Genomic DNA, 2,120 nt, shown 5'->3' with positions numbered 1-2,120 from the left:
CCTTCTTTTATACCCTCTTATAAACTTTCATACTGACTTGCGAAACTTAAATAATCTTAATACTTTTGATTAGGTAATTGGTGATGGTATCATAGTCGGGCGGATAGTTATAATTGGCTTACTGCGAATGTGGATGTCGTGAAAATTATTAAAGAGTTTTGATAAAAATAAAAACGAGGTTTTTTCATATCACTGTACAACCGTCCGCGATAGCGTTCACCACATAAAAAGATAGCCGTCCAGATTTTTGGGCGGCTATCTTTGCATCTTCTTCCATCTATCCGGAAGCAAATCACGGTATTTATCTATAGGAGTATTAGGAGACCATGCGGCACAACGGTCTATAATGTCGCAGAAGTATTCAAAGATGTTTATTCCACATCTATGGCATGTTATGGCTAATGAGTGGTATAACACCGCCACTTCGGCTCCTGTATGAGAGCCTATTGTCAGACGTCTTCGTGTCAGTGATATATACCTGTTTATCCGTTCAACTTCATTGTTGTCAAGCCTGTATTTAGGCGAAGAGAAGATTGCCGGTATTTCATGCCACTGTTTCAGCGCATAATCGGCAGCAGCATTAAGAGGATCATCAGGCGGTACTCCCGGACGATCTTTAATCTCAATCAGTCCTCTGTAGATTTTTTCAATCATCACTTTTGAGTAACGTTGTCTCCACTGAAGGTGGTCTTCATCAGTCCATCCGTCCTTTCCTGTTTTGTGTTTATGTTCGAAGTGATATAACAGACCGAAGCGCTTGGCTGTTTGCCGGGCAATAGTATTATCCTTTATATCCAGGAACTTCCGTTTTATATGCTGCAGACAAGGAAGTCTTTTAATTTCTTTCAGATTACCGATTCCGATATGGCGGTATCCGGAGTAATAGTCGCACTGGAAGGCTCCGTTAAATCCCTTTATTTCATTTTCGAAAACTTCAGCCGAACGTGATCCGTCATCATAAAAGAAATACACCAGACCTGTGGTCATACCGACAAACACCCGGATATATCCTTTCTTGATTTTCTTCCCGGATTCAGTGGCTGTCTGCAGACGTACTTTCTGATAAGTTTCATCACCACAGATGTAATTATCCTCAAGGATTGCCTTTACGAGAGCCTTATAAAGGTTCTCCAGCTGAACCTTGGTTTTGCTGACAAGCTTCCGGGCGGTACCCTTATCAAGATCGAAGCCATGTGAGCGGAAGTATTCCACCGCATTTTCAAGCGGCATTCCGTGCAGATAGCGCAACTCCGCCAGACCTGCGATAAAAGAGGCAGTGTACTGGGAGTTCAGTAGTGGAGTTGCCGGAACAGAATCTTTGAAGATTTTACCGTCCTGAACATATTTCTTGACCTTATATATTGTCTTGATGAAGCGCATGGGAATCATTGAATAACGTACGACATCGCATGTACAGATATATCCGGCCAGTTCTGGATCGAACTCCGGGTCGTCAGGTTCTACATCAAAGGTTTCAATCTCACATTCCGGATGTGTCTTTTTCCTTGCCCCATTGTTTGTATGTTTCTTTTCTTTTTTCTGTTCAGAAGCATCGGAGGTGGCTTTTACCTGTTTAGTCTGTCTTTCCGACGGAGATTCCTGCAAACGATGCATTGCCTGACGTGCAGTTTTCTCCTTACTGAGTTCGATGTTCTTTCCTTTGAGAGTTTCCTCCAGAGAGGCTATCTGCCTTCTCAGTTCCTCAACCGTGGCAGTCAGTTTCTCGTTAGCGGTGGTCAGTGAACGGATAGACGTCAAGGCTTCCTCCAGTTTACCCTGGAGGAAGTCGTTCTGGCGTTGTAAAAGTTCTATCAGTTCATCCTTTTTCATGTTTTAAAGTTACGAAAAAAGAATGAAATGTGCAACTTTCCTGTGGTTTAATTATTTGATTATCAGTTTTATACATACTATTTTACAGTCATTCTAAAGCGATTCTCAACCGTTACTTTTACAGGTGTGAGCCCCCTCATCAGCATGTAAAAGTCGTCCCATTGAAGCCTGCGGACGCTACTGTCACCGTTTCTCAGTACTTCACGGAAACGCCCTTGAGACAGCCTTTTAGTATACATTATTTAAGTTTCGCAAGTTCAGCTTGCTAGTTTTAATTTGTAAATATTGCA

At 42.2% G+C, this 2,120-nt stretch carries 1 protein-coding gene; it reads right to left on the bottom strand.

The window, feature by feature from the left end:
* Positions 1 to 255 precede the first annotated feature (255 nt).
* On the bottom strand, positions 256 to 1,830 hold the full coding sequence (locus QZ379_RS12665) for an IS66 family transposase (RefSeq protein ID WP_291565616.1): 1,575 nt from the start codon (positions 1,828 to 1,830) through the stop codon (positions 256 to 258).
* Positions 1,831 to 2,120 lie beyond the last annotated feature (290 nt).

The sequence above is a fragment of the Bacteroides sp. genome, from assembly GCF_019417265.1.
Classification (GTDB): Bacteria; Bacteroidota; Bacteroidia; order Bacteroidales; family Bacteroidaceae; genus Phocaeicola.
This window is presented reverse-complemented; position numbering and strand designations above follow the sequence as displayed.